Consider the following 20,001-nt stretch of genomic DNA (forward strand, 5'->3'; position numbering starts at 1 on the left):
CGTTATGAGCGCAACCCGCAAAGCCTACCGAGCCGCCATTTTGCACAGCATCGCCGACCCGGCCGAGGTGGGCCTCGACGCCTCCCATGAATATTACGAAGACGGCCTGCTGGTGGTCGAAGATGGCCGCATCAGTGCACTGGGTCACGCCAGCGACTTGCTGCCCAGGCTCGGCACCGACGTCGAAGTGATCCATCACCAGCACGCTCTGATCACTCCAGGCTTCATCGATACCCATATTCATTTCCCACAGACCGGCATGATCGGCTCCTACGGCGAGCAGTTGCTGGACTGGCTGAACACCTACACCTTCCCTTGCGAAAAGCAGTTCGCCGACAAGGCCCATGCCGACCAGGTGGCCAAGATCTTCCTCAAGGAACTGCTGCGCAACGGCACCACCAGCGCGCTGGTGTTCGGCAGTGTCCATCCCGAGTCGGTCGATGCCTTGTTCGAAGAAGCCCAGCGTCTGGACCTGCGTCTGATCGCCGGCAAAGTGATGATGGATCGCAACGCCCCGGACTACCTGACCGACACCGCCGAGTCCAGCTATGCCCAAAGCAAGGCGCTGATCGAGCGTTGGCACGGCAAGGGCCGACTGCACTATGCGGTGACCCCGCGTTTCGCACCCACCAGCACCCCCGAACAACTGGCTCTGGCCGGCCAGTTGCTCAAGGAGTACCCGGGTCTGTACATGCACACCCACCTGTCGGAGAACGTCAAGGAAATCGACTGGGTCAAGGCACTGTTCCCTGAGCGCAAGGGCTACCTGGACGTCTACGACCACTACGAACTGCTGGGCGAGCGCTCGGTGTTCGCCCACGGCGTGCACCTGTGCGACGCAGAGTGCCAGCGCCTGGCCGACACCGGTTCGGCTGTGGCCTTCTGCCCCACCTCCAACCTGTTCCTGGGCAGCGGACTGTTCAACCTGCCTCAGGCCGAGCGCTTCAAGGTCAACGTGGGCCTGGGCACCGACGTGGGCGCAGGCACCAGCTTCTCGCTGCTCAACACCTTGAACGAGGCCTACAAGGTCATGCAGCTGCAGGGCGCGCGCCTGCACCCGTACAAGTCCCTATACCTGGCGACGCTCGGCGGTGCCCGCGCCCTGCGCCTGGACGACCGCATCGGCAGCCTGCGCCCAGGCAACGATGCCGACTTCGTGGTGCTCGACTACAAGGCCACCCCACTTCTGGACTACCGCATCCAGCAGTCCAACAGCATCGAAGAAACCCTGTTCGTGCTCACCACCTTGGGCGACGACCGCACCGTGCGTGAAACCTACGCCGCCGGTCGCTGCGTGCACCAGCGCTAAGGCTCCCGAGCCAGCCCTCGGTACAGCGCGCCGCCGATCGCCGCCCCGATCAGCGGCGCCACCCAGAACAACCACAACTGCTGCAACGCCCAGCCCCCGACGAACAGGGCTGGGCCGGTGCTGCGTGCGGGATTGACGGATGTGTTGGTCACCGGAATGGAAATCAGGTGAATCAGCGTCAACGCCAGGCCTATGGCGATGGGCGCCAACCCCGCTGGCGCGCGCGTGTCGGTGGCGCCCATGATGATCACCAGGAACATCGCCGTCATCACCACCTCGCTGACAAAGCCCGCCGCCAGCGAGTATCCCCCCGGCGAATGATCGGCGTAGCCATTGGAGGCCAACCCCGATGACAATTCAAAGCCCGCCTTGCCACTGGCAATGAAGTAGATCACCGCTGCCGCCAGGATCGCCCCGATCACTTGGGCAATCACGTAGGGCACGAACTCCTTGGCCGGAAACCGCCCGCCCACCACGAGCCCGAACGATACCGCAGGGTTGAGGTGGCAGCCGGAGATATGGCCGATGGCAAACGCCATGGTCAGTACAGTCAGGCCGAATGCGAAGGCGACACCGAGGATACCGATGCCGGTCGGAAAGCTTGCGGCCAGCACCGCACTGCCGCAACCGCCAAGGACCAACCAGAAAGTGCCGACCAGCTCGGCACCCATGCGCTTGCCCAGGGACATACTCATGAACCAATCCTCAAGTAGTGGAATGCACTGGATGCGCAAGCCCAACTGCTTGATGAAGGTTTGCAAAAAACAATCTAGCAGAGCCTTGGCCAAAGGCCAGCAGCCCTCGTACACCGCATCAGCACTGGCTTTCCGCCCCATTAGCGATCATTGCGGGGCTGAAATGAAAAACGCCACCGCTCCGAGTGGGGAGCGATGGCGTTGGTAGCTACGGTCTGCCCGTAGACCGGGCAAACGATCAACCTTTGACTGGCACCTTCGGCTTTTTCAGCAAATGCGAGAACACAGCATGCAGGTCGTCGGAGGCGCCCTCCTCGTCCAGGTTCAGTTTGGTGTCGATGTGATCCATGTGATGCATCATCAGATTCACTGCCAGCTCCGCGTCACGGGCCTCGATGGCATCGATCAGTTGCATGTGCTCGTCGTAGGAGCAGTGCGAACGGTTGCCGCTTTCGTACTGTGCGATGATCAGCGAAGTTTGCGAAACCAGGCTGCGCTGGAAACTGATCAGGGGGGCATTGCCAGCGGCTTCGGCCAGTTTGAGGTGGAACTCGCCGGAAAGGCGGATACCCGCGCCCCGGTCGCCACGAGAGAAGCTGTCGCGCTCCTCGCGTACCATCTGGCGCAGTTCGTTCAGTTGCTCGATCGTGGCGTGCTGCACGGCAAGCTCGGTGATCGCGCGCTCGACCATGCGCCGAGAGAAGAACACCTGGCGCGCCTCTTCCACCGTGGGGCTCGCCACCACTGCACCGCGATTGGGCCGCAGTAGCACCACGCTTTCGTGAGCCAGGCGCGACAAGGCACGACGGATGATGGTGCGGCTGACGCCGAAGATCTCGCCCAGCGCTTCCTCGCTCAACTTGGTGCCCGGTGCCAGACGCTGCTCGAGGATCGCCTCGAAAATATGCGCATAGACGATGTCGTCCTGGGTACCGCTGCGGCCGGCCTTGCCATTGCGCGCAGGTTTCTTCAGAGGTTGCAGCTGTTCGTTCATGGGTTCTCGAGCACGAGGATCCGCCAGTCGGGACCTTGACTGTAATACCTGTCAGAGGGTGGCTGGCAAGTCCTGGATAGAAAATAAAGGGACCAAGGTATCGGTCTATTGTACACAGGCCATTCGATTTCTGCAGGTGGCCTTTTCCCATATAGCCACTACGCGACAGATCGCGCACACAAAAAATAAAACATTATTTGCATTATTTGTACACAACAGCATAATCCAGCGAGCAACTTTCTGACTCGAAAGTCAACAAATCGATCAGACGTCTGCCAATCCCCTCGCGGAACCGCCCAAGTGCATTGGCGCAGGACCAAGGTTCCGAAACAACAAGAAAGACTTGAGGAGTACTCGCTGTGGAAAGCCGCAAATCCGAAGCCCCTACGCTGGATCTCGCTCCACCGCTCGAAACGAGTTGGCTGGAACGGATTTTCAAACTCAAGCGACACGGCAGCACCGTCAGGACCGAGCTGATCGCCGGGGTGACCACCTTCATCACCATGGCCTACATCATTTTCGTCAACCCCAACATCATGGCCGATGCCGGTATCGACCATGGTGCGGCGTTCGTTGCCACCTGTATCGCCGCGGCCTTGGGCTGCCTGTTGATGGGCCTCTACGCCAACTGGCCGGTGGGCCTGGCCCCCGGCATGGGGCTCAACGCCTTCTTCACCTACACCGTGGTCGGCACCATGGGTTACACCTGGGAAGCGGCACTGGGTGCAGTGTTCGTATCCGGCGTGCTGTTCATGGCCCTGACCCTCTCCCGCGTGCGCGAATGGTTGCTCAACAGCATTCCGGTCAGCCTGCGCCACGCCATGGGTGCGGGGGTCGGCCTGTTCCTCGGACTGATCGGACTGAAAACCGCCGGCATCGTCGTCGACAGTCCTGCCACGCTGATCAAGCTGGGCTCTCTCCATGAGCCTGGCCCGCTGCTGGCAGCAGTGTGTTTCCTGATGATCGCGGTACTGAGCTACCACCGTGTGTTCGGCGCGATCCTCATCAGCATCATCACCGTTACCTTGGCAGGCTGGGGCCTGGGCCTGGTCCAGTATGGCGGGGTGTTCTCGCTGCCTCCGAGCCTGGCACCGACCTGGATGGCCATGGATGTGGCGGGCGTATTCAACGTCAGCATGATCAGCGTGGTGCTGGCGTTCCTGTTCGTGCACATGTTCGACACCGCCGGCACCCTGATGGGTGTGGCCCAGCGCGCCAACCTGGTCGGTGAAGACGGCCGCATCGAGAACCTGTCCCGTGCACTGAAGGCCGACAGCGCCTCCAGCGTGTTCGGTGCTGCCGTCGGCGTACCACCTGTGACCAGCTATGTGGAAAGCGCCGCAGGCGTCGCCGCCGGGGGGCGTACCGGCCTGACGGCCGTGGTGGTTGGCCTGCTGTTCGTCGCCGCCATGTTCTTCGCACCGCTGGCCGGCATGATCCCCGCCTACGCCACCGCAGGGGCGCTGATCTATGTGGCCATGCTGATGATGGGCAGCATGGCACACATCCACTGGGACGAGGCGACCGACAGCATTCCTGCGATCGTCACCGTGATCATGATGCCGCTCACGTTCTCGGTCGCCGACGGCATCGCCCTGGGCTTCATCAGCTACGTGGCGCTCAAGGCCGGGACCGGCAAGTTCAAGGATATTTCTGCCAGCCTGTGGGTGCTCTGCGTGATCTTCATCGCCAAGTTCGTGTTCCTCTGAGAGCCTGGCGCTGCCGAGGGCGCCTCGAACCCTCTCTCGCTCAAACAAAAAAACCCGATGGCAGTTCCCTGCCATCGGGTTTTTTAGTGGGTAACCGATTTACTTGGCGACGGACCCGGCGGCGCCGGAGGCCTGTCCACTCCGCTTGCTCTTGAGCATGTAGAAGGCATACATCACCACCAGCCAGACCGGAATCGCATACACCGAGACCTGGATACCAGGGATCTGCAGCATGATGCCCAGGATCAGCACCACGAAGGCCAGGCACAGGTAGTTGCCATACGGGTACCAGAGCGCCTTGAACAGCGCCTTCTGCCCGGTGCGGTCCAGGTGCTGACGGAATTTGAGGTGCGAGTAGCTGATCATCGCCCAGTTGATCACCAGCGCAGCCACCACCAACGACATCAACAGCTCCAGCGCATGTTGCGGCATGAAGTAGTTCAGCAGCACCGCCACCAGCGTCACGCCGGCCGAGGCCAGGATCGAACGGACCGGTACGCCGCGCTTGTCGATCTTGGCCAGGCTTGCCGGGGCGTCGCCTTGCTCGGCCATGCCGTAGAGCATGCGAGCGTTGCAGTAGGTCCCGCTGTTATAGACCGACAGCGCCGCAGTCAGGACCACGAAGTTCAGCAGGTGCGCCGCCACGTCGCTACCGAGCAGCGAGAACACCTGGACGAACGGGCTGCTGCCATAGCTGCCGCCGGAGGCATCGATGCTCGCGACCAGGCTATTCCATGGGGTCAGCGACAGCAGGATCACCAGCGCGCCGATATAGAAGATCAGGATGCGGTAGATGACCTGGTTGATCGCCTTAGGAATCACGGTCTTTGGCTTGTCGGCCTCGGCAGCGGTGAAGCCCAGCATTTCCAGGCCACCAAAGGAGAACATGATGATCGCCAGAGCCATCACCAGGCCACTCACGCCATTGGGGAAGAAACCGCCATGGGCCCAAAGGTTGGTCACCGAAGCTTCAGGACCACCGCTGCCGCTGGTGAGCAGATAGGCACCCAGGCCGATCATGCCGACGATGGCGAGTACCTTGATGATGGCGAACCAGAACTCGGCCTCGCCGAACACTTTCACGTTCATCAGGTTGATCGCGTTGATCAGGATGAAGAAGCCCGCCGCAGTGACCCAGGTAGGGATCTCCGGCCACCAGTAGTGAATGTACTTACCGACCGCGGACAGCTCCGACATGCCGACCAGAATGTACAGCACCCAGCAGTTCCAACCGGACAGGAAGCCCGCGAAACCGCCCCAGTACTTGTGGGCGAAGTGGCTGAAGGAGCCGGCAACCGGCTCTTCGACGATCATTTCGCCCAGTTGGCGCATGATCATGAAGGCGATGAAGCCGCAGATGGCGTAGCCGAGAATCATCGACGGACCGGCGGACTTCATCACGCCGGCAGAGCCCAGGAACAATCCGGTACCAATTGCGCCACCCAGGGCAATCAGCTGGATATGGCGGTTCTTCAGGCCACGCTTGAGCTCGCCTGAAGGCATGTTTTGTCCACTCATGAACGAAGTCACCTGCTTGTTTTTATCTGTGACGGAATCGGACCCACCGCGCTCGTGGCGCAGCGGAATGGGCAAGGTGGTTACCTTGGGTTTCTTGGACGGGGGTGATGACACCGAGGGACAGGCCCCGGGCGACTCAACCAGGCGTCAGCAAGAGTGCGCGGTACGCATTGGGGTCACAGGTAAAACGCGGCGCATTGTATACCCCTGCGTACGCGCAGGCGTCAACGCGTTGCGTCATTTCCTGATGAAAAAACGCAGCGATCCTGGCGGGAAGGCCTGAAAAGGCAAGATGATCGGCGTACATGGCGCCTCCATTTGTTGTTTTCGATGCCCAGCTCTACGGCCAGGCCCTGCACACGGCATGGGCGCTATATCAGCGTGCGGCGACGGGTTGAACAAGGGGGCGAGTGGCAAAGAAACAGCTCTGGAACGCGGCACTTGGCAGAATTTGTTTACATGCACAGGTGTACCGGCAAAAACGGTCGAAATTCGTAAAGATTTTGTTACAAGCTGGTCGATAGGGTTTCCAGACCCCATAAAAAATCGCGTCGGATCAAGATGTTAGATTTCTAGAGGCGCAAAAAAGGGGCCACGAGGGCCCCTTTCCTATGACGCTGAGCAATCAGCCGCGTGGCTTGCCGCGGCCACGGCCTGCTGGCTTTTCGGCCTCCGGCTTGGCCGGACGCTTACGCATCTCGCTGGGGCGTTCGGCAACCGTGCTGCTGCGACCGCCCTTGCGTGGCGCCTCTTCACGGGTCGGACGTTCACGCGCAGGACGCTCGGCTTGGCCATCTTGGGCGGGACGCAGGGTACGCACACGTTCGCCACGACCGAGCGGCCGGGTGGACTTGCGCTGCATGCGCTCGAGCTTGTCCTTGGCCTTGAGGTTCAACGCTGGCAACGCCACCGGCTGCAGGCCGACTTCCGCTGCCAGGATGTCGATCTCGCCCTGGGTCATTTCGCGCCAACGCCCCATCGGCAGGTCGGAATTGAGGAACACCGGACCGAAGCGCACGCGCTTGAGGCGGCTGACCACCACGCCTTGGGATTCCCACAGGCGACGTACCTCACGGTTGCGACCTTCCATCACCACGCAGTGGTACCAGTGGTTGAAGCCTTCGCCGCCCGGAGCTTTCTGGATGTCGGTGAACTTCGCCGGACCATCTTCGAGCATCACACCCGCCTTGAGGCGATCGACCATGTCGTCGTCGACCTCACCGCGCACACGCACCGCATACTCACGGTCCATCTCGTAGGAGGGGTGCATCAGGCGGTTGGCCAGTTCACCGTCGGTGGTGAACAGCAGCAGGCCAGTGGTGTTGATGTCCAGACGGCCGATATTGATCCAACGCCCTTCTTTCGGACGCGGCAGGCGATCGAACACAGTCGGACGACCTTCCGGATCGTCACGGGTGCAGATCTCGCCGTCAGGCTTGTTGTACATGATCACGCGGCGGGTGGCCTCGGCGGCCTCCACACGCTTGATCAGCTTGCCATCGACGGCAATGGCATCGTGCAGATCGACACGCTGGCCAAGGGTAGCCTCGACGCCATTGACCTTGATACGGCCCTGGCTGATCCAGGCCTCGACGTCACGACGCGAACCGACGCCGATACGCGCCAGCACCTTCTGCAGCTTTTCGCCGGACGGAGGGGTGGATTGGGTTTCTTGCAGGTCTTGGTCACTCATCTGGGCACCTCCCGGTGTAGTAGTGAAAGCGTTTTTTTGGCGAAAGATGCGCCAAAGGGGCGCGCATCATACGCGGTTCGGCGGACGAACGCACTGGAGACTAACGGTTTATCGCGATTGGGCTGTGAGTTTCCGCCCGAAGGTGCTGCAGCGTCACCCGTAGCCCCGCTGCACCTATGAGCGCGGGTTCATCCGCGAACGGGCCAGAGCGATCTATGACTCAGGCTCATCCTCGACGTTGGCAGCCTCATTCCGCAGATCATCGAAATCGGTCTTGAGCCCATGTTCCATCGCATCGAGCTCCACCAGCAGCGTCCGGAAGCTGGTCTCCTCCCGAGGCGGCGCCTCGCCCTCCTCGTCCTCACCCAGGCTCGCATCGGCCAGCGCCTGCAGGTGCGCAGGCACGGGTGCGTCATCCGGATCCAGCAACGGCTCGGTGTCCATTTCGCGCAGTTCGGCCAGAGCCGGCAGCTCATCGAGGCTCTTGAGGTTGAAATGATCGAGCAATGCCTTGGTGGTGGCGAACATCGCCGGTCGGCCGGGCACCTCACGATAACCGACGATACGGATCCATTCACGCTCCATCAGGGTCTTGATGATGTTGCTGTTGACCGCCACACCGCGCACATCCTCGATTTCGCCGCGGGTGATCGGTTGGCGATAGGCAATCAGCGCCAAAGTCTCCAGCAGCGCCCGGGAGTAGCGCTGCGGACGCTCTTCCCACAGCCGGCCGACCCAGGGCGCAAAGTCCTCGCGGATTTGCAGGCGATAGCCGGTCGCCACTTCCTTGAGCTCGAAGGCGCGGCCATTGCAGGACTTGGCCAGGATTTCCAAAGCCTTCTTGAAGACAGCAGGCGCGGGGCGCTCGGCCTCTTCGAGCAACTCGTACAGGCGCTCGAGCGATTGCGGCTTGCCAGAGGCAAGGAGGAAGGCTTCGATCAGCGAGGCCAGGTCACGGGGTTCGTTCAGGTTCATCGGTAGGAAAGGCTTGCTCGTGGTCACTCGGCCCGGGCACGGACATGGATCGGGGCAAAGGGGTCATTCTGCACCAGTTCGATGAGCGATTCCTTCACCAGTTCGAGAATTGCCATGAAGGTGACGACCACCCCCAACTTGCCTTCCTCGGCGGTAAAGAGCTCGATGAACGGCACGAAGCCGCCACCCTTGAGTCGTTCGAGCACTTCACTCATGCGCTCACGGGTCGACAAGGTCTCGCGGGTGATCTGATGGCTTTCGAACAGGTCGTTGCGCCGCATCACCTGGGCCATGGACAGCAGGATTTCCTCCAGAGAAACATCGGGCAACAGCTTGCGAACCTTGGCCTGAGGCGCCTCCAGGCGCGGCACGACAATCTCCCGGCCTACCCGCGGCAGCTCATCGAGGCCTTCGGCGGCGGCTTTGAAGCGCTCGTATTCCTGCAGCCTGCGGATCAGCTCGGCACGTGGATCGCCCTCTTCCTCCTCGACCTCGCTGGAGCGCGGCAGCAGCATGCGCGATTTGATCTCGGCAAGCATGGCAGCCATCACCAAGTACTCTGCGGCCAACTCCAGGCGCACGCTCTTCATCAGCTCGACGTAGGACATGTACTGGCGGGTGATCTCCGCCACGGGGATGTCGAGGATGTCGATGTTCTGCTTGCGGATCAGATACAGCAACAAGTCCAGCGGGCCCTCGAAGGCTTCAAGGAACACTTCCAGGGCGTCAGGAGGGATGTACAGGTCCAGCGGCAGTTCGGTGAGTGCCTCGCCGTAGACCAGCGCCAGTTGCAGCTGTTGCGGCGCCTCGCTGTCAGCGACCGGGGCCGGGGCCTCTTGCACCGTGCTCACGCGGGCGCCAGGAACGGCGCAGGGTCGCCACAGCCAACACGGATGACTTCCGGCTCGTCACCTTCCAGGCTGATCACGGTGGAAGCTTTGAGGTCACCGAAGCCGCCATCGATGATCAGGTCCACATGATGCTCAAGGCGCGCACGGATCTCGTAGGGGTCGGTCATCGGCTCTTCATCACCGGGCAGGATGAGGCTCACGCTCATCAAGGGTTCGCCCAATTCCTCGAGCAGTGCCCGGGCAATGGGGTTGGAAGGAACCCGCAGGCCGATGGTCCGACGCTTTTCATGCAACAACAGCCTGGGCACTTCCCGCGTGGCATTGAGGATGAAGGTATAGGGACCGGGAATGTGCGCTTTGAGCAGACGGAAGGTCGCTGTGTCGATCTTGGCGAACAACCCCATTTGCGAAAGGTCGCAACACAGCAGTGTGAAGTTGTGGTTCTTGTCCAGCTGGCGCAGTCGTCGGACCCGCTCCACGGCAGTCTTGTCGCCGATCTGGCAGCCCATCGCGTAGGCCGAGTCGGTCGGATAGACCACGACACCGCCCTTGCGGATGATCTCGACGGCCTGTTTGATCAGGCGCGCCTGCGGGTTTTCCGCATGAATCTGGAAAAATTGGCTCACGTAGTCGTCCTGTTCATACCGCCAAAGGCTGTTCATGGCTGAATCGGCGCCACAAAGGTGGCAGATCCTCGGGCAATGGCCGGTAGGCACCGATCTCGCCCCAGGTGCCGGGGCCGTGGAAGTCACTGCCAGCACTTGCCAGCAGGCCGAACTCACGGGTGAGGATGGACATCGTGCCCACCTGCTCGGCCGGCATCATCCCGTTGACCACCTCCAACGCCTGCCCGCCTGCCTGAATATAGTCTGCAATCAGCCGTCTGCGCTTACTGCGAGTCAACTCGTAATGCATCGGATGGGCCAGACTCACCCAAGCGTTGGACCGACGCAGCGTGGCGACGGTTTCCTCCAGGGTCGGCCAATGCAGCTTGACGTCGCCCAGCTTGCCGGCGCCCAGCCACTTGCGAAACGCCTCACCGCGGTCTTTGACGTGGCCGGCACGCACCAGGAACTCGGCAAAGTGCGGACGCGCCGGGGCATTGCCGCTGTCGCCCAGCTCCTGCTGCACCGCCCTGGCGCCTTCGAGCGTGCCGGGCATGCCCTTGGCCGCGAGCCGTCGGTCGATTTCCTCGGAGCGCAGCCAACGGCCACGGTGCAAGGCCTCGATAGCCTCGAGTAGCGGCGGTGCATCGAGCGGGAAGTCATAGCCCAGCACATGGATCGTGGCGCCCCCCCAGGTACAGGACAGTTCCACTCCACTGACCCAGCGCATGCCGTTGGCGTGGCAGGCCTGACGCGCCTCGGCCAGGCCTTCTATGGTGTCGTGGTCGGTCAGTGCCAACGTCTGCACCCCGTGCTCGTGGGCCCGGGCGACCAGGGCCGAAGGCGACAAGGCGCCGTCGGAGGCCGTGCTGTGACAGTGCAGATCAACATTCATGGAGGAGCGCTTTCGCTGGAATCGATGTTTGTTATTATGCCGTCACATCCCGCTTCTGGCTGCCACTGTGAAACAATTCATCGATTTCATCCCGCTGTTGTTGTTCTTCATCGTCTACAAACTCGACCCGCGCGCGGTCGAAATCGCTGGTCACAGCGTCGAGTTCGGCGGCATCTACAGCGCCACGGCGGTGCTGATTCTCAGCTCCCTGGTGGTCTACGGCGCGCTGTTCCTGCGCCACGGCAAGCTCGAGAAGGGGCAGCTGCTGACCCTGGTCGCCTGCCTGGTGTTCGGCGGCCTTACCCTGGCCTTCCACAGCGAAACCTTCCTCAAGTGGAAAGCACCGGTGGTGAACTGGCTGTTCGCCCTGGCCTTCGCCGGCAGCCACTTCGTCGGTGACCGGGTCCTGATCAAGCGCATCATGGGCCACGCCCTGAGCCTGCCCGAGGCAATCTGGACGCGCCTGAACCTGGCCTGGATCGGCTTCTTCCTGGTGTGCGGTGCGGCCAACCTGTTCGTCGCATTCACCTTCCAGGACTTCTGGGTCGACTTCAAGGTGTTCGGCAGCCTGGGCATGACCGTGATCTTCCTGGTGGCCCAGGGCGTGTACCTGTCGCGCCACCTGCATGACAGCGACCCCTCCACTTCCAAACCTAAGGATTGACATGCTCTACGCCATCATCGCAAGCGACGTCGAAGGTTCCCTGGAAAAACGCCTGGCTGCCCGCCCGGCGCACATCGAGCGCCTGCAGCTGCTCAAGGCCGAGGGACGTGTGATCCTGGCCGGCCCGCACCCGGCGATCGACAGCAACGACCCAGGCGCCGCAGGCTTCACCGGCAGCCTCATCGTCGCCGAATTCGACTCCCTGACCGCCGCCCAAGCCTGGGCCGATGCCGACCCGTACATCGCCGCCGGCGTGTACGACAAGGTCGTGGTCAAGCCATTCAAGCAAGTCCTGCCTTGATCGGACCGGGCCTCATGACAGGTTCATGAGGCCCGCGCTCATCTATTACGACCTGCGGCCGACAACCTTCTGAACCGATAGGAATCAGGAGTTCCAATGCGCCGAGGTCCGATGTCACTGCTGCTTTGCCTGCTGTCGCTGTCCCCTTTCGCCATTGCCGAAGAACCACTGTCGTTGACTGCCGCTGCGCAGATCACCGAGCTGCAGCAACGTCTGCAGGACAGTGAACAGCAACGCGCCGCGCTCAACCAGCAATTGCAAGACACCCAAAACGGGCAAGACAATACCCAGCTCGCACGCCTGCGCCAGGAAAACCAGCGCCTTAAGCTTTCGCTCAAGGAGCTGCAAGCCAGCGCCCCGGTACCGCTGCTCAGCGACCAGCAGTTATGGTTCGTGATCGGCTCGGCCGTTGCACTGTTTTCGGCTGTCTGCGGTATCTTAGCCAGTGGCGGACACAGAAGACGCCGTCAATGGTTGAATTGAGTGAGTCATGAGCGAGCTGTTACTGATTGATGATGACCAGGAACTCTGCGAGCTGCTCGGCAGTTGGCTGAGCCAGGAAGGGTTCGACGTACGTGCCTGCCACGATGGCCAGAGCGCGCGCCAAGCCTTGGCTGCCCATGCGCCGGCGGCCGTGGTGCTGGACGTGATGCTGCCTGATGGCAGTGGCCTGGAGCTGCTCAAGCAACTGCGCACCGAGCATGCGGAGTTGCCAGTGCTGATGCTGTCGGCCCGCGGCGAACCCCTGGACCGCATCCTGGGCCTGGAGCTGGGCGCCGACGACTACCTGGCCAAGCCCTGCGACCCACGCGAGCTCACCGCCCGCCTGCGCGCGGTGCTGCGTCGCAGCCACCCGGCAGCCACCAGCACCCAGCTCGAAGTCGGCGACCTGACCTTCAGCCCTGCGCGGGGCGTGGTCAGTGTCGATGCTCGCGAAATGACCCTCACGCTTTCCGAAAGCCGCATTCTCGAGGCATTGCTGCGCCAGCCTGGCGACCCACTGGACAAACAGGAACTGGCGCAGATCGCCCTGGGCCGCAAGCTGACCCTCTATGACCGCAGCCTGGACATGCACGTCAGCAACCTGCGCAAGAAAGTCGGCCCGCACCCTGATGGCCGACCTCGCATCGTTGCCCTGCGTAGCCGCGGTTACTACTACAGCCTGTAGCGGCAAGCGATGAGCTGCGAGAAGGCAGCCTCCCCACGGATCTGTCTTGTAGTTTGCAGCTTGCAGCCCAAGCCTTTACCAAGTCTTTACGCTCACCTGACCGCCCTTGACCTTGCTTTCCCTAGACTGGGCTCATCCGGTAACCACCGGCCCATGAAAGGAGAAACACCATGCGCAAGACCCTTATCGCTCTGATGTTCGCCGCCACCCTGCCGACCGTGGCCATGGCCATGCCCGAAGGCGGTCCGCACCACGGTGGCTGGCATCATCGCGGTGACGCGCCTTTCGCCCAACTGGACCTGAGCCGCGACCAGCGCCAGCAGATCGGCAAGCTGATGGGCGAGCAAATGAAGCACCGCCGCGACATCACCGAACGTTACATCGCCAAGCTGCCGGCTGCCGACCAGAAGGCCATGAAAGACGAGATCAAGGCCAGCCACGACAAGACCCAGGCCGATATCCGCGCCTTGCTCAAGCCCGACCAGCAGAAGAAGTTCGACGAGTTGCAAAAGGAACGCGCCGCCCGCAAGGCCGAGTGGCAGGAGTTCCAGGCCTGGAAAGCTGAAAAAGGCACCAAGGCCCAGTAAGCTGTCAGCCCTGCGCCCGACCCGCCTCCCGGCGGGCCGGGTTTTTCTTGCTTTCAGGAGGTGCTCTTGCGGTCATTGTTCTGGCGCATCCTGGCCAGCTTCTGGCTGGCCATCGCCCTGGTCGCCGGCCTGTCGATCCTGCTTGGCCACATGCTCAACCAGGATGCCTGGATCCTCAGTCGCCATCCGGGCCTCAATACCCTGGCCAGCCGCTGGACCCAGCACTATGAGCAGGAAGGCCTGGAGTCTGCCCAGCGCTTTCTGGAACGGCGCAAGCACCGCTTTGGCATCGACGTGCAGGTGCTCAACGACAGTGGCGAGGCCGTGGTCCCGGGCACTTTCCCACGTCGCGCCGCCGCCTTCGAGGCCCGTCAGCACAATGACCAGCGCCGTCTGCCCTGGCGTCGCCTGACCCAGGAATACACCAGCCCGGACAGTGGCGAGACCTACCTGCTGATCTACCGCATTCCACATCCGGCGCTCAACGCCTGGCACCGCGAGAGCCTGCTGTGGCCGCTCAGCGCCTTGGGAATCGCCCTGGTGGTGCTGACGCTGTTCAGCCTGTTCGTCACGCTGTCGATCACCCGCCCGCTCAGCCGGCTGCGAGGGGCGGTACACGATCTGGGACAAACCAGCTACCAGCAGAACAGCCTGGCGCGACTGGCGGCCCGGCGTGACGAGTTCGGTGTACTGGCTAATGACTTCAACAAGATGGGCGCGCGGTTGCAAAGCCTGATCGGCAGCCAGCGGCAACTGCTGCGCGATGTCTCCCACGAGCTGCGCTCACCCTTGGCGCGGCTGCGCATCGCCCTGGCCTTGGCCGAACGTGCCGAGCCTGAGCAGCGCCAGGCCCTATGGCCGCGACTGACCCGTGAGTGCGATCGCCTGGAAGACCTGATCAGCGAAATCCTCGCCCTGGCCAGGGTCGACGCCGAGCAGTCCCATGCCGAGCCAGTGGACCTCAACGCCCTGCTGGGCAGCGTGCGCAAGGACGCCCAGCTCAGCGTCCCGGAGCAGGAAATACGCCTGGAGGCCACCCCGGGGCTCACCCTGCAAGGCTGGCCGACACTGATCGAGCGTGCCGTGGACAACCTGGTGCGCAATGCCTTGCGCTTCAACCCGCCAGGTCAGCCGATCGAGATCCATGCCGTTCGCGAGGCTGGGCGGATCGTACTGAGCGTACGTGACCATGGGCCCGGGGTGGCCGATGAGCACCTGGCGCAGTTGGGGGAGCCATTCTTCCGCGCTCCTGGGCAGGAAGCACCTGGGCACGGCCTGGGACTGGCCATCGCCCGACGGGCGGCGGAACGCCACGGCGGGAACCTAGTGCTAGGCAATCATCCGCAAGGCGGGTTTGTCGCGACGCTGGAGCTGCCCTGCGAGATGATTACCGACTGAAAGGACCCAGGGCCGTGCAGCGGCCCTGGTGAATCACTCGCCCCAGGCGTTGACGAAGTCGGCGGTAGCCAGCACCGGAGCGGTCCGTGGCTCAGCCATGGGCGTGCCGACATACAGGTAGCCGATCAGCTCCTCGTTGTCGGCAAGCCCCAGGCCTTGGTGCACATGAGCATCGAACGCCATGTCGCCGGTACGCCACACAGCGCCGATCCCCTGGGCATGAGCGGCGATGAGAATGCCATGGGCAGCGCAACCGGCTGCAAGGCGTTGCTCGGACTTGGGCACCTTGAAGTGGTCCTGCAGGCGAGCCACCACCACGATCAGCAAAGGCGCACGCAGCGGCATGGCCCGCGCCTTGTCCAGCGCGGCCTGGCTGGCGTCGCCCTTCTTCTGTACCGCCTCGGCGAACAGCTCACCGAGCTTTTCACGAGCCGCACCCTCGATGGTCAGGAAGCGCCATGGGCGCAGCTGGCCATGGTCCGGGGCGCGCAAGGCCGACTGGAACAGCGCTTCGCGCTGGGCGGCATTGGGCGCCGGGTCGGTCAGGCGTGGCACGGAAACACGGTTGAGCAATGCGTCGAGAGCCTCCATGGGCTACCCTCCTGGCAGATTGAAAAAGTGCGGCCATTCTCAAGCTGCACGCCGCAAGCTGCAAGCCGCAAGAAAAACGTCCTCTCACGCTTACCGCTTGCAGCTTGCAGCCTGCCGCTTAAAATGGCGCCCTTTCCGTTTCGAGTCAGAGCAGATCACATGGCGTTGCCGACCTTAAGGATCATTGGTTTCATCATCGGCATCTTCCTGATCACCCTGGCGGTCAGCATGGTCGTGCCCATGACGACCCTGGTGGTCTTCGAACGCACCAGCGACATGCCTTCGTTCCTCTGGTCGAGCCTGATCACCTTCATCGCCGGCCTGGCGCTGGTCGTTCAGGGGCGGCCAGAGCACGTCCACCTGCGCCCACGCGACATGTACCTGCTGACGGTCAGCAGTTGGTTGGTCGTGTGCGTGTTCGCCGCCCTGCCGTTCCTGTTGACCCAGCACATCAGCTACACCGACGCTTTTTTCGAAAGCATGTCCGGCATCACCGCCACTGGCGCCACGGTGCTCAGCGGGCTCGACAACATGTCCCCAGGCATCCTGATGTGGCGCTCGATGCTGCACTGGCTCGGCGGCATCGGCTTCATCGGCATGGCGGTAGCGATCCTGCCGCTGCTGCGAATCGGTGGCATGCGCCTGTTCCAGACCGAATCCTCCGACCGCTCTGAAAAGGTCATGCCGCGCTCGCACATGGTCGCCAAGTCGATCGTGGCGGTGTATGTCGGCATCACCGTGTTCGGCAGCCTGGCGTTCTGGTGGGCAGGCATGCGGCCGTTCGATGCCATCAACCATGCCATGTCGGCGATTTCCACCGGCGGGTTCTCCACCTCCGATCAGTCCCTGGCCAAGTGGGACATCCCAGCCGTGCACTGGGTGGCGGTGGTGGTGATGATCCTGGGCAGCGTGCCGTTTACCCTGTACGTGGCCACCTTGCGCGGTAACCGCAAGGCCTTGATCCGCGACCAGCAGGTCCAAGGCCTGCTCGGTTTGCTGGTGGCCACCTGGCTGGTACTGGGCACTTGGTACTGGGCCACCACCAATCTGCACTGGCTCGACGCCTTGCGCCATGTGGCGCTGAACGTCACGTCGGTGGTCACCACCACTGGGTTCGCCCTGGGCGACTACAGCTTGTGGGGCAACTTCTCGCTGATGCTGTTCTTCTACCTGGGCTTCATCGGGGGCTGCTCCGGCTCCACCGCCGGTGGCATCAAGATCTTCCGCTTCCAGGTCGCCTACATCCTGCTCAAGGCGAGCCTCAACCAGTTGATCCACCCCCGCGCGGTCATCAAGCAAAAATACAACGGCCACCGTCTCGACGAAGAGATCGTGCGCTCGATCCTGACCTTCTCGTTCTTCTTCGCCGTCACCATCTGTGTCATCGCCCTGCTGCTGTCGTTGCTGGGCGTGGACTGGATGACCGCGCTGACCGGCGCCGCGGGCACCGTCTCCGGCGTCGGGCCGGGCCTGGGCGAGGTGATTGGCCCTGCGGGCAACTATGCGACCCTGCCGGATGCGGCCAAATGGATTCTTTCAGGCGGCATGCTGCTCGGCCGTCTGGAAATCATTACGGTGCTGGTGTTGTGCATGCCGGCGTTCTGGCGTCACTGACCGACTCTGCCTCAAGGCGGGCGCGATACTCGCTTGGGGTGACATCGAACCAGCGGCGGAACGCCCGGTAAAAGTTGCTCGGGTCGGCAAACCCCAGCAGGTAGGCGGTTTCCAGCAAAGTCATGCCGGGCTGGGCCAGGTACTGTTCGGCGAGTTCCCGGCGGGTGTCGTCGAGCAAGGTCTGGAAGCTGGTGCCCTCCTCCTGCAAGCGGCGCTGCAGGGTACGCTGGGACAGGTGCAACGCCTGGGCGAGGGTTTCGCGCTTGGGCTCACCCTGGGGCAGGACGCGACACAACACCTGGCGCACCCGATGAGTCACCCGGCTTTCCGAGAAGCGTGCCAGGTACTCCCCTGCGAATCGGTCGTGCAGCACGGCCATGGCCTCGTTGGCCGTCGGCAGCGGGGCCTCCATGTCCGCCCGCTCGAACACCAGCGCATCATGGGGCGCACCGAACACCAAAGGGGCATGGAACGCCGTCTTGTAGGGCTCGACGTTCTTCGGCTGTGGCCCTTGGATCAACACCCGGCGCGGCTGGATGGCACGCCCACTGAGCCAGGTGCACAAGGACAACGCGCAAGCCAGCGACGCCTCGGCGCTATGGCGGGTGGGAGGCAGGTGGTCGCCATGCACGGTCAGCACCAGCGCGTAACCCTCCGGCTCCAGGCGAAAGCTCAGATCGGCGCTCTCGGCGATGATTCTCTGATAACGCACCAGGCGTTCGAATCCCTCGGCCAGGGTGCGGCTGGACATCAGCGCATAACCCACCACATGGAACGATGCCGGACGCACCACCCGGGCCATGTTCAGGCCAATCGCCTCATTGCCCGAAAGCTCCACCGCCAGCTGCCACAGGCGGGTCATGGCGTCCTGGGGAAAGCGCGCGTCAGGATCGTCCAGGGCCGCAAAATCCAGCCCGAGCTGCTTGAACATGGCCTGGCAATCGAGCCCTTCCAGCTCGAGCGCTTTGACAATCCCTGATGCCCAGCTGGCTGACGTGGTTCTCTCGCTCATGGCAGGCTTCTTGTGCTGACCGCTTCATGCGGCGAATCGAAAAGATACTCAATTGGCGCCTTTGGTCACTGGCCGGCTCCGACAATCACTCTAGACTCGATTCAGGCTCCGCGCCGTGTATCTGTTCACAACGCGAACCTGACGGGAGTACTGCCATGACCCCTACCGCACATTTTCGAAGTTTTGCCGAGTTCTACCCCTATTACCTGGGCGAACACAGCAACCCCACTTGCCGCCGCCTGCACTTCGTCGGCACCAGCCTGGTCATCGCCCTGCTCGCCTACACCTTCGCCAGCGGGCGCTGGCAACTACTGCTGGTCGTACCCTTTGCCGGGTATGGCTTTGCCTGGATCGGTCATTTCTTTTTCGAGAAGAATCGCCCGGCCACTTTCAGCCATCCGCTGTACAGCCTGCTGGGCGACTTCGCCATGTTCCGCGATATCCTGCGCGGCAAGATCAGCCTCTAAGGCAGCTAGGCCGTCTCACGTAGCGCGGCCAAGCGCTCGGCCTCGCGGGCCTGGGCATCGGCCAGGCGATAGAGTTCGATCTGCCCATCCCAGTGCTCGATCAGCGCCGTGCATGACTCCACCCAGTCGCCGCAATTGAGGTATTGCACCTCTCCTACCTGGCGAATCTCGGCGTGATGGATATGACCGCAGACAACGCCGTGCAAGCCCCGCCGGGTGCATTCGTGGGCGATGGCATCTTCGAAGTCACTGATGAAGTTCACCGCCCCCTTGACCTTGTGCTTGAGGTACGCCGACAGCGACCAGTAGCCGTAGCCATAGCGGGCCCGCCACTGGTTGAGCCAACGGTTGAGCACCAAGGTGAATTCATAGGCCCGATCACCCAGGAACGCCAGCCAGCGATGGTAGCGAGTAATCACATCGAACTGGTCGCCATGGATCACCAGCAGGCGCCGGCCATCGGCGGTCAAGTGTTCGGCCTCGTCCACCAATTGGATGTTACCCAGGATCAACTTGGAGTAGCGCCGCAGGAATTCGTCGTGGTTGCCAGTGACATAGATGACCTCGGTGCCGCGTTTGCTCAGGGTGAGCAACCGACGGATGACATTGGTATGGGCCTGGGGCCAGTAGATGCCACCGCGCAGCTTCCAGCCATCGATAATGTCCCCGACCAGGTAGATGCGGTCGGCCTGGTACCCCTTGAGAAACTGCGACAAGTGTTCGGCCTGGCAATCGCGGGTACCTAAGTGCACATCGGAAATCCACAAGGTGCGCACGCGTTGCTTGCGCGACGGGCGGGCGAGTTCGGCATGGGTCATGGGCAGGCTCCTGCGCTGTTTGCTGGAGACTGGCAGTTGCGGATGACAGGTTGGTGGCAGCGGCGTGACGGATTCCCCGGGCAACAGCCCGGTGTGTACACTAGGGCTCGAATGCAATGTGTTCACGAAACGGAGCG

21 protein-coding genes are annotated in these 20,001 nt (G+C 62.5%); 10 read left to right on the forward strand and 11 right to left on the reverse strand.

All coding sequences use genetic code 11. From position 1 onward, the window contains the following. The first annotated feature begins 4 nt into the window (after window positions 1–4). Entirely contained in the window at window positions 5–1,309 is a 1,305-nt protein-coding gene (gene guaD, locus BLS27_RS17470) for a guanine deaminase (protein ID WP_043215799.1), read from the forward strand. Here the strand turns inward: guaD and aqpZ are convergent. Both aqpZ and BLS27_RS17480 read right to left on the reverse strand, forming a co-directional pair. Next, window positions 1,306–2,004 carry an aquaporin Z gene (gene aqpZ / locus BLS27_RS17475; protein ID WP_090346012.1) on the reverse strand — a complete coding sequence of 233 codons (699 nt, stop codon included), beginning with the start codon at window positions 2,002–2,004 and terminating at the stop codon, window positions 1,306–1,308. The two genes, guaD and aqpZ, sit on opposite strands and share 4 nt — an antisense overlap. Window positions 2,005–2,242: 238 nt before the next feature. Beyond that, the gene (locus BLS27_RS17480; protein ID WP_070092105.1) at window positions 2,243–2,998 is read right to left on the reverse strand and encodes a GntR family transcriptional regulator; all 756 of its coding nucleotides are present in this window, start codon (window positions 2,996–2,998) and stop codon (window positions 2,243–2,245) included. A 359-nt stretch (window positions 2,999–3,357) separates the two neighbouring features. On the opposite strand from BLS27_RS17480, the gene BLS27_RS17485 reads away from it, so the two are divergent. Further along, window positions 3,358–4,707: an NCS2 family permease gene (locus tag BLS27_RS17485; protein ID WP_070574284.1), complete on the forward strand. Its 1,350-nt coding sequence runs from the start codon at window positions 3,358–3,360 to the stop codon at window positions 4,705–4,707. Window positions 4,708–4,806: 99 nt separating this feature from the next. Here BLS27_RS17485 and BLS27_RS17490 read toward each other — a convergent pair whose 3' ends face one another. The 6 genes from BLS27_RS17490 to BLS27_RS17515 form a co-directional block, all read right to left on the reverse strand. Then, on the reverse strand, window positions 4,807–6,225 hold the full coding sequence (locus tag BLS27_RS17490) for an amino acid permease (protein ID WP_167358113.1): 1,419 nt from the start codon (window positions 6,223–6,225) through the stop codon (window positions 4,807–4,809). A 625-nt stretch (window positions 6,226–6,850) separates the two neighbouring features. After that, the gene (gene rluB / locus BLS27_RS17495) at window positions 6,851–7,918 is read right to left on the reverse strand and encodes a 23S rRNA pseudouridine(2605) synthase RluB (protein WP_090345983.1); all 1,068 of its coding nucleotides are present in this window, start codon (window positions 7,916–7,918) and stop codon (window positions 6,851–6,853) included. Window positions 7,919–8,131: 213 nt separating this feature from the next. After that, a complete protein-coding gene (gene scpB / locus BLS27_RS17500; RefSeq protein ID WP_090345986.1) occupies window positions 8,132–8,893 on the reverse strand; it encodes an SMC-Scp complex subunit ScpB in 762 nt (253 codons plus the stop codon). Between the two features lie 23 nt (window positions 8,894–8,916). After that, complete coding sequence (locus BLS27_RS17505) at window positions 8,917–9,615, reverse strand: segregation and condensation protein A (RefSeq protein WP_167358115.1); 699 nt, start codon at window positions 9,613–9,615, stop codon at window positions 8,917–8,919. 125 nt (window positions 9,616–9,740) lie between these two features. Continuing rightward, entirely contained in the window at window positions 9,741–10,370 is a 630-nt protein-coding gene (locus tag BLS27_RS17510; RefSeq protein ID WP_043214365.1) for an L-threonylcarbamoyladenylate synthase, read from the reverse strand. A gap of 13 nt (window positions 10,371–10,383) precedes the next feature. Next, window positions 10,384–11,244 (reverse strand): PHP domain-containing protein, encoded by an 861-nt coding sequence (locus tag BLS27_RS17515; protein ID WP_043214317.1) that lies wholly within the window; start codon window positions 11,242–11,244, stop codon window positions 10,384–10,386. A gap of 67 nt (window positions 11,245–11,311) precedes the next feature. Here BLS27_RS17515 and BLS27_RS17520 point away from each other — a divergent pair, with 67 nt between their 5' ends. From BLS27_RS17520 to BLS27_RS17545, 6 genes are all read left to right on the forward strand, one after another. Then, window positions 11,312–11,908, forward strand: coding sequence for a septation protein A (locus BLS27_RS17520; RefSeq protein WP_043214319.1), 597 nt, complete (start codon window positions 11,312–11,314; stop codon window positions 11,906–11,908). Between the two features lies 1 nt (window position 11,909). After that, the gene (locus tag BLS27_RS17525; protein ID WP_090345991.1) at window positions 11,910–12,209 is read left to right on the forward strand and encodes a YciI family protein; all 300 of its coding nucleotides are present in this window, start codon (window positions 11,910–11,912) and stop codon (window positions 12,207–12,209) included. 96 nt (window positions 12,210–12,305) lie between these two features. After that, a complete protein-coding gene (locus BLS27_RS17530; RefSeq protein ID WP_090345993.1) occupies window positions 12,306–12,692 on the forward strand; it encodes an SH3 domain-containing protein in 387 nt (128 codons plus the stop codon). A 7-nt stretch (window positions 12,693–12,699) separates the two neighbouring features. Then, window positions 12,700–13,377 carry a response regulator transcription factor gene (locus tag BLS27_RS17535; RefSeq protein WP_043214326.1) on the forward strand — a complete coding sequence of 226 codons (678 nt, stop codon included), beginning with the start codon at window positions 12,700–12,702 and terminating at the stop codon, window positions 13,375–13,377. 170 nt (window positions 13,378–13,547) lie between these two features. Next, entirely contained in the window at window positions 13,548–13,964 is a 417-nt protein-coding gene (locus tag BLS27_RS17540; protein WP_043214328.1) for an LTXXQ domain protein, read from the forward strand. A gap of 60 nt (window positions 13,965–14,024) precedes the next feature. Then, window positions 14,025–15,362, forward strand: coding sequence for a sensor histidine kinase (locus BLS27_RS17545; protein ID WP_043214329.1), 1,338 nt, complete (start codon window positions 14,025–14,027; stop codon window positions 15,360–15,362). A 33-nt stretch (window positions 15,363–15,395) separates the two neighbouring features. Here the strand turns inward: BLS27_RS17545 and BLS27_RS17550 are convergent, their stop codons facing one another. Next, a complete protein-coding gene (locus BLS27_RS17550) occupies window positions 15,396–15,953 on the reverse strand; it encodes a nitroreductase family protein (RefSeq protein WP_043214331.1) in 558 nt (185 codons plus the stop codon). A gap of 159 nt (window positions 15,954–16,112) precedes the next feature. Between BLS27_RS17550 and BLS27_RS17555 the strand changes: the two genes are divergently transcribed. Further along, window positions 16,113–17,567 carry a TrkH family potassium uptake protein gene (locus BLS27_RS17555; RefSeq protein ID WP_043214333.1) on the forward strand — a complete coding sequence of 485 codons (1,455 nt, stop codon included), beginning with the start codon at window positions 16,113–16,115 and terminating at the stop codon, window positions 17,565–17,567. Here BLS27_RS17555 and BLS27_RS17560 read toward each other — a convergent pair. Further along, a complete protein-coding gene (locus BLS27_RS17560) occupies window positions 17,524–18,579 on the reverse strand; it encodes an AraC family transcriptional regulator (protein ID WP_043214335.1) in 1,056 nt (351 codons plus the stop codon). The genes BLS27_RS17555 and BLS27_RS17560 overlap by 44 nt on opposite strands. Before the next feature lie 155 nt (window positions 18,580–18,734). On the opposite strand from BLS27_RS17560, the gene BLS27_RS17565 reads away from it, so the two are divergent. Next, on the forward strand, window positions 18,735–19,046 hold the full coding sequence (locus tag BLS27_RS17565) for an Mpo1-like protein (protein ID WP_043214337.1): 312 nt from the start codon (window positions 18,735–18,737) through the stop codon (window positions 19,044–19,046). Window positions 19,047–19,051: 5 nt separating this feature from the next. Here the strand turns inward: BLS27_RS17565 and BLS27_RS17570 are convergent, their stop codons facing one another. Beyond that, window positions 19,052–19,864 carry a UDP-2,3-diacylglucosamine diphosphatase gene (locus tag BLS27_RS17570; RefSeq protein WP_043214340.1) on the reverse strand — a complete coding sequence of 271 codons (813 nt, stop codon included), beginning with the start codon at window positions 19,862–19,864 and terminating at the stop codon, window positions 19,052–19,054. Window positions 19,865–20,001 lie beyond the last annotated feature (137 nt).

This window comes from Pseudomonas guariconensis, from assembly GCF_900102675.1.
Taxonomy (GTDB): domain Bacteria; phylum Pseudomonadota; class Gammaproteobacteria; order Pseudomonadales; family Pseudomonadaceae; genus Aquipseudomonas; species Aquipseudomonas guariconensis.

Coding starts and splice junctions, on each gene's coding strand:
- guaD (WP_043215799.1), top strand. CDS start 5: ATGAGCGCAACCCGCAAAGCCTACCGAGCCGCCATTTTGCACAGCATC.
- aqpZ (WP_090346012.1), bottom strand. CDS start 2,004: ATGAGTATGTCCCTGGGCAAGCGCATGGGTGCCGAGCTGGTCGGCACT.
- BLS27_RS17480 (WP_070092105.1), bottom strand. CDS start 2,998: ATGAACGAACAGCTGCAACCTCTGAAGAAACCTGCGCGCAATGGCAAG.
- BLS27_RS17490 (WP_167358113.1), bottom strand. CDS start 6,225: ATGAGTGGACAAAACATGCCTTCAGGCGAGCTCAAGCGTGGCCTGAAG.
- rluB (WP_090345983.1), bottom strand. CDS start 7,918: ATGAGTGACCAAGACCTGCAAGAAACCCAATCCACCCCTCCGTCCGGC.
- scpB (WP_090345986.1), bottom strand. CDS start 8,893: ATGAACCTGAACGAACCCCGTGACCTGGCCTCGCTGATCGAAGCCTTC.
- BLS27_RS17515 (WP_043214317.1), bottom strand. CDS start 11,244: ATGAATGTTGATCTGCACTGTCACAGCACGGCCTCCGACGGCGCCTTG.
- BLS27_RS17525 (WP_090345991.1), top strand. CDS start 11,910: ATGCTCTACGCCATCATCGCAAGCGACGTCGAAGGTTCCCTGGAAAAA.
- BLS27_RS17530 (WP_090345993.1), top strand. CDS start 12,306: ATGCGCCGAGGTCCGATGTCACTGCTGCTTTGCCTGCTGTCGCTGTCC.
- BLS27_RS17535 (WP_043214326.1), top strand. CDS start 12,700: ATGAGCGAGCTGTTACTGATTGATGATGACCAGGAACTCTGCGAGCTG.
- BLS27_RS17540 (WP_043214328.1), top strand. CDS start 13,548: ATGCGCAAGACCCTTATCGCTCTGATGTTCGCCGCCACCCTGCCGACC.
- BLS27_RS17550 (WP_043214331.1), bottom strand. CDS start 15,953: ATGGAGGCTCTCGACGCATTGCTCAACCGTGTTTCCGTGCCACGCCTG.
- BLS27_RS17555 (WP_043214333.1), top strand. CDS start 16,113: ATGGCGTTGCCGACCTTAAGGATCATTGGTTTCATCATCGGCATCTTC.
- BLS27_RS17560 (WP_043214335.1), bottom strand. CDS start 18,579: ATGAGCGAGAGAACCACGTCAGCCAGCTGGGCATCAGGGATTGTCAAA.
- BLS27_RS17565 (WP_043214337.1), top strand. CDS start 18,735: ATGACCCCTACCGCACATTTTCGAAGTTTTGCCGAGTTCTACCCCTAT.
- BLS27_RS17570 (WP_043214340.1), bottom strand. CDS start 19,864: ATGACCCATGCCGAACTCGCCCGCCCGTCGCGCAAGCAACGCGTGCGC.